Genomic DNA, 6,527 nt, shown 5'->3' with positions numbered 1-6,527 from the left:
ACTTTTAGGGGTCACTACATTGTCGGGATCTCTTTTTTGCCTCAGAAAGGAGCCGTATCCACCAATTCCAGCTCCATCTGACATTTCAAATCCTCCTTTATAATGGGAGTGTTTTACATCGGCAGGTTCATATTATGTTTGAATAAATGAAATGACAATGGTTCAATCAATTTTAATTGTTCCGGAATTTCCTTGGTCGGACACAGTGAACCAGCTCTTCCTCACTTTCGAACATTTCAATCCATTTTATGCTACGCCTGTTTAAGGCAATGTCCATTTGATTTTTGAAAAATACTAAACCTTTGTTACAATAAGCCGATAATATTAGTTGGTTAATAAAATAAATCATTTTGTTACTGGGGTTGACAATGGAGAGCAACACATTCAATGATGAATGGATATAGCAAATGGTAAAAGTTAGTATTTACACAGAACAGCGGACTTGAGAGAAGCAATATTAGATAAATACCAAGCGCATACAGTATTCGAGATGGAGGTAAACTTCACCAAAGCGGCAGCCTATTCTGAGTTCGATTGAGTATCGTGTATTTGCATCAATGGGGCAACAGAAAAAACTGATGTTAGAGTTTAATGACCCTGTGTTGGATTATCACACCTACCGGGCATCTCGTATGTTCTCGATTCTTTATTCTCTAGTATCAAAGGCACTACGTTCAAAAGCAAAAGGTTGTAACTTCGGTTTGCCATACGGAATGGGTGACAGTTCACTATGTTAGTCATAAGGGGACTCAACAAAGGTATCTGGATTAGACGTACGCTCTTCCAAGGGCAAAAAAAATTGAAGCCTTCTTCTAACGGGTTCGTGATGAAGATGTGGCAAATGGTTTCACATCAACTCACTTCGGACGTAGACGTTACATCATGGAGGGATATTCTCTGTTCCTCAGATATGGCGTCTGCAGGTAACCACAGAATTCTGGGGAAACTGCAGCTGACATTAATAAAATCACTTGTAACAGGTTATTCAACCGAGCGGTGGATGTAGGTGCTGGGTCTTATACTATTCAATGTTCGTGCATGATGAGTTGTTGGTAGAGGTTCATCAATCTATTAATGCATACTATTTCTTCAAAGCATGGCGAGAAGAGATCTAGTTAGTGGACGGCTTCTGCAAGCTACATGCAGGTACAGGGGTAGGGATGTCTGGATGTCTTGGTACGAGTCTAAAAAGCAAGATTTGCCAGTTCAATATATTGAAGAAGTCATCTGCTCTTACTACGATGATATAAAACATTCCTAAGTTTTTAAGACTATAATGGGTACGAAGAATATAAGGTTCGACGTGCTAGTTTACTAACAGAATATAATCCTATTTAGTAAGGAAATTATCCCTTCTGAAGGTAAGCATAAAATTTAACTATTAAATGAGTATCTGACTATATTTGCTCAGGGGGTTTGAACAAATAGCTTTTGGTAGTTGGTGATAGGTAATGAGAGAGTAGTAAAGCGGGAACCTGCTTTACTACTTTTCGTTTACATAAAAGGTTGACCGCTTAGACATAGGATTATCGGGGGTAGGGTAACTATGATGAGGCGGGTTTCATAAAAGGAGTGTTTCAGTTGAAAAGTAAATATTCATCTCTGAGTTTAGCCTCAATTTTGTCTTTATTAATCGTCATATTACTTGTACTATCAGTTATTTCAAGCGTTTCTAAAACAAAGAAAGCGACTGAAGATTCAATATCTCAATACAGTAAGCATTTAACGGAGTCACTAGCAAATAAGGTAAACTCAGAAGAGTATGAAAAATTCTTAAACGCTAAGGAAGAAAACGATGCTTACAGAAGTGTAAGAGAACAATTGAATTCTTTCAGAGAGCTAACCGGTTCGCTCTATGTTTATTCTTTAGAGTATTCAAATAATAAAGTGAAAATATTAGAATTAACTGTAGAAATTATGGATACAGTAAAACATTTAACAGTTAGGAGAGGATAAAATCTTCCCTAACTGTCTTTTTATTTTATAGTCCAATAAATTGTTAAAACGGAGTGGCTTCTTTGCCATAAACACAATATTGACTGTAGGAATGCCAATCCAGATTCAGGGTTAAAAAGGGATTCACGGGAACAGGTGATAAGTTAGCAATGTATGCGGTGTATGTAAATATGGCAAAGTCAAATTGTTCAAAGAGGGGTTCTTCCTAGCGCAAAATGAAACACTTAATTAGTAACATGGTATAGATGTATTCCAGAAGAGTCCATTTGGATTTATGCTTTCTTCAATGTCATTTCGCGTACAGCTTAAAGTGTATAAGGGATATCAATGATTGTTCTATTTCCGCTCACGTTCTCTCTAATGCATTTGTACCCGCTCATTCAATGCTTTACTGCTTCAATGGTTTGTGAAAATTTAATCCTATCTACCACCTTGTACAGTTGTAAGATCTAACTAACTCTGGAATCATAGGCTGGGACTTTGCAATCTCTTATATTGGAGCATAAGCTATAGTGTCCATTTTTGCTCCAAACGTGTTTATATGCGCCGCACATAAAAGAAATGGTAAAATAATGAATATCTTCGAAAAACACTGCCAATGGATTTGGCAGTTATCTTTTTTTAAAAAAAGGAATGATTATTATGGCAAATATATTAATAGTAGATGATGATCCGCATATCCGGGAATTAGTACATGTCATCACGGTAAAAGAAGGCTTATCAGCTTTAGAGGCATCAGACGGGGAAGTGGCTATTTCCTTACTTGAAAAAAATAAAATTAATTTGATCATACTTGATATTATGATGCCAAAAATGGATGGCTGGACGTTTTGCCGCAAAGTACGTTCCTATTATGGAGATACATTGCCAATTTTAATGCTTACTGCAAAAGGGGAAACGGCTCAAAAAGTAAAGGGCTTTGATCTTGGTGCAGATGACTATTTAGTAAAGCCGTTCGCTCCAGCTGAACTGGCAGCAAGGGTAAAGGCACTTCTAAAACGCTATCAAATTAGCCTATCGAATCATATTGAAATTGGAAACGTCGTAATCAATCGCGAATTTTACAAAGTGTTTATCGGAAATGAAGAGATTACACTGCCATTAAAAGAGTTTGAGCTATTATTTAAGCTGGCAGCACATCAAAATAAAACTTTTTCAAGGGAACAATTAATTGAAGACATTTGGGGATTTGATTATGAGGGGGATGAGCGGACGGTTGATGTTCACATAAATCGCTTGCGGCAGCGATTTTCTCATGAGTCTTCTCCTTTTAAAATTACCACCATCCGGGGACTGGGTTATCGTTTGGAGGTGAAATAATGAAGCTGTCTCTAATTATGAAACGGTTTTTGGGTATGCTTGCGGTTGCAGCAATGCTACTCATATGCTGGTCCTTTGCATATTGGATTACAGCGTGGTGCTACAATTGGTTCCAGATAACGCCGCGCGAATTTATCAGGCAGTTAATTAGCTCCTTTTTCGGATTTTTCATCTTTGGGTGCTTTATATCTATTTTGAGAAAAATCCAATGGGTTAAATCAAGACAAAACAAATTTTTGGTCCCTATGATCCAGGCTATGAAGATGATGTCGGAAGGAAATTTTAATATCGATCTTTCTTTTTATAAAAATCAGTTTCTCGAGAACAAGGATAATGATCACCCCTATTATCAGATCGTAAATAGCATTCATCATATGGCGGAAAAATTAGGTGAAATGGAAGGAATGCGCCAGGAGTTCATTTCGAATGTGTCACATGAAATTCAGTCTCCCTTAACATCCATCAGCGGTTTTGCACATACGCTGAAGAATGAAGGGTTAAGCCAGGAACAACGAAATCATTATCTGGAAATTATCGAAACAGAAAGCATAAGATTATCGAAATTAAGTGAAAATCTATTAAAGCTTACTTCATTGGAATCAGAACATTTACCTTTGGAACGGAAGAAGTACAGATTAGATCATCAGCTCCGGCGGATTATTCTTGCTAATGAACCGCAATGGATGGAGAAAGAAATAAATATGGATATCTCCCTTGAGAATATAACGGTTTCTGCTGATGAAGACATGATGGATCAAGTATGGATCAATTTGCTTCACAACAGTATAAAATTTACGCCAAAAGGAGGCACCATCTTTGTCGAGACATACAAATCTGTGGAAGGTTTCACTGTAAAAATAAGAGATACAGGAATCGGCATAGAAAAGGATGCACTTATGCATATATTTGAACGTTTTTATAAAGCGGATGAGTCGAGAAGTAGGGACACTGGAGGAAACGGACTTGGCCTCTCCATCGTCAAAAAAATAATTGATTTGCACAAATATATAATTGAAGTAAAAAGCGACATTGGAAAAGGGACAGAGATACATGTAGTTTTGAAATCTCGCCATTGACACACCCGCATAGGAGGAGTTTCGCTATAACTCTGGAATAATTTGTTTATTCTGCTAAATTTAATGTTATATTTTAAAGGTGAGTTAATTTTAATGAAGTTTTGATTACTTGCTGAAATTTGCGGAAAAATAGAAGTGAGGGGATGAAAATGGTCCAAAACAAAGAAACGCCGGAAGAAAGAAGAGAAAGAATGAGGCAAAAGGAAGTAAAAAGTCCTTCAAGGCAGTATTCACGGAAGCAATCTTTCTGATTTAGTTGGCGGTTTAAGCTGGAAGGGTACTGGGATTCTTATTCTTGTAATCATTATAGGACTTTTCATCACTTCAATATTTTTTAAGTGAGACCTCCCTTTTTTTATTATGCACTTCAAAATACCTGAAGCATGTGGTCATACCTCACTTTACACGTTGTACGTTGTACGTTGCATTCGTCGATTACTAACTGTTTCGTGTTGTAATCCCTTCATTGTATATAAGGATTATTCAGTATCATCTTAAATGTCCAATCAAACTTCGTCATTTAAAATATACTGAACTATCTCTATATAAAGTGAGGTGTTAATTTCAATGGGATATTGTTTTACTACCCGCTCAACAGTCCATTTAAAGGATATTCATTGGAGCGGCTGCGAAGATACATGTATTCCTGACCCTTGTTGTCCAGAAGAGCCTGCAGCAAGAATTGTTTTCGGCATCAGCCCGGCTACATTATGTTCTTCGCAGTCAGGAAATGGAGACGACACTGGGTTTATTTCGGGCCAGGTTTTCATTAATGGAAGGCCTGCAGAGGCAGGGGTTATTGTTAGTTTATCAGTAAGTAACCCTGCACTTGGCATCTTCGTCCCAAGTGCAACAATCACCAATGAATCTGGATATTTTACAGCCGTATTTATTTCTAGGAACGGACCGGGAACAGGTACAATTATTGCTACACTGCCGGATTGTCCTGGAACAATGGCCACTTTGCCAATTACTATTATCAACTGTACTCAAAACAATGCTACTATTAATAGTTTTAATGCTTCTTTAAGTACCATCTGCACTGCCGGTACTTCTACACTTACTGGCCAAGTTTTCGTTAATGGGAACCCTGCAGGTGGGGTCACGGTTCAATTTCAGGTAAGTGGAAATAACCTGGGGAGTGTTAATCCGTCTTCTATTACAACAAATGCCAATGGGGCTTTTACTGCAACATTTACTGCTGATGGCAATACAGGCCCAGCTGTCATTACAGCAACTATACCTTCATCTGGATCACAAGCAACAACGACCGTTACCATTAATAACTGTCCGTCTGCACCAATTATTACTTCTTTTATCGCCGATCCTCCTTCCATATGCGCATCTGCTGGAGGGAGAAATACGTCTGAACTTTCGGGGCAAGTAATTGCTAACGACAAACCGGCCGCAGGTGTAACAGTCTTATTTGAGGTGGATGACCCTAACCTTGGAAGCGTCAATCCCGTTCAATTTAGAACGGATCAGTCAGGATTGTTTAGAACGGTATTTACGGCTAGAGGCATTTCAGACAGAACTGCAAACATTACTGCCTCCCTTCCTGAATCAGGATCGAAGGTTACAGTGCCAATTGTTATTAACAACTGCTGATGTTAGTATCAATTTTATTCATAAAGCTTGTCAATGCATAAAAAAAGGAGTTGCCCTCTGCAGCTCTTCTTTTTGTTAGGCTTTTTTTAGCTTACAATCATAACCCTGAACTTGGTAATGAATTTACCGATTCTCAACGAGCACAAATATTTGCTAATGAAACACCTGAAGGATGTATATATGGCATCATAGTGAAGTACCAGGGAAACTGGAATTAGTGGATGAAGAGATACATGCAGAGACAGGACATACTGGTGGCAGAGAACTATGGGGTGGTGGTTTGGAAAATAGGTAGAGTAAATAGATTTTAGGGTGAATGTATCAAATAGACCTTTATAGGTTCAATTACAAGGTGGAAATATTATTATCAAGATACCCCTATAATTCTTACATACTAATGAACCAGAAGTTGAATATTTGAATATTTAAAAGCTTTCTAAATAAATTAAAAAAATATAATATAAATAGCGAAGATATAAAAATCAAAATGTCGATAGGATTTGCTTTTGATGACCATTCCATAGGGTAAATGGTGAATGTCTTCCTTAAAGCTGATAAATATATATC

Annotated in this window: 6 protein-coding genes and 1 pseudogene; all 7 read left to right on the top strand. The window is 37.6% G+C overall.

Annotated features, from left to right (window positions below; translation table 11 throughout):
- Positions 1-521 precede the first annotated feature (521 nt).
- The gene (locus BIV59_RS24620) at positions 522-737 is read left to right on the top strand and encodes a DNA polymerase (RefSeq protein ID WP_083392324.1); all 216 of its coding nucleotides are present in this window, start codon (positions 522-524) and stop codon (positions 735-737) included.
- 844 nt (positions 738-1,581) lie between these two features.
- A complete protein-coding gene (locus BIV59_RS22345; protein ID WP_071353661.1) occupies positions 1,582-1,956 on the top strand; it encodes a hypothetical protein in 375 nt (124 codons plus the stop codon).
- Between the two features lie 642 nt (positions 1,957-2,598).
- Entirely contained in the window at positions 2,599-3,276 is a 678-nt protein-coding gene (locus BIV59_RS22340; protein ID WP_071353660.1) for a response regulator transcription factor, read from the top strand.
- A 257-nt stretch (positions 3,277-3,533) separates the two neighbouring features.
- Complete coding sequence (locus BIV59_RS22335) at positions 3,534-4,352, top strand: sensor histidine kinase (RefSeq protein ID WP_346417531.1); 819 nt, start codon at positions 3,534-3,536, stop codon at positions 4,350-4,352.
- A gap of 149 nt (positions 4,353-4,501) precedes the next feature.
- Positions 4,502-4,694: pseudogene (locus BIV59_RS24170) on the top strand (DUF6366 family protein).
- A gap of 225 nt (positions 4,695-4,919) precedes the next feature.
- The gene (locus BIV59_RS24615) at positions 4,920-5,960 is read left to right on the top strand and encodes an Ig-like domain-containing protein (RefSeq protein WP_071353658.1); all 1,041 of its coding nucleotides are present in this window, start codon (positions 4,920-4,922) and stop codon (positions 5,958-5,960) included.
- A gap of 172 nt (positions 5,961-6,132) precedes the next feature.
- The gene (locus tag BIV59_RS23100; protein ID WP_139194443.1) at positions 6,133-6,255 is read left to right on the top strand and encodes an HNH endonuclease; all 123 of its coding nucleotides are present in this window, start codon (positions 6,133-6,135) and stop codon (positions 6,253-6,255) included.
- The last annotated feature ends 272 nt before the right edge of the window (positions 6,256-6,527 follow it).

Origin of the sequence: Bacillus sp. MUM 13 (genome assembly GCF_001866725.1) — a bacterium.
Classification (GTDB): Bacteria; Bacillota; Bacilli; order Bacillales; family DSM-1321; genus Peribacillus.
The sequence above is the reverse complement of the archived record's forward strand: the minus strand, read 5'-3'. Positions and strand labels throughout refer to the sequence as shown.

Excerpts from the sequence above, each read along its gene's own strand:
- BIV59_RS22335 (WP_346417531.1), top strand. The coding sequence starts at position 3,534 with ATGAAGATGATGTCGGAAGGAAATTTTAATATCGATCTTTCTTTTTAT.
- BIV59_RS22340 (WP_071353660.1), top strand. The coding sequence starts at position 2,599 with ATGGCAAATATATTAATAGTAGATGATGATCCGCATATCCGGGAATTA.
- BIV59_RS24615 (WP_071353658.1), top strand. The coding sequence starts at position 4,920 with ATGGGATATTGTTTTACTACCCGCTCAACAGTCCATTTAAAGGATATT.
- BIV59_RS23100 (WP_139194443.1), top strand. The coding sequence starts at position 6,133 with ATGTATATATGGCATCATAGTGAAGTACCAGGGAAACTGGAATTAGTG.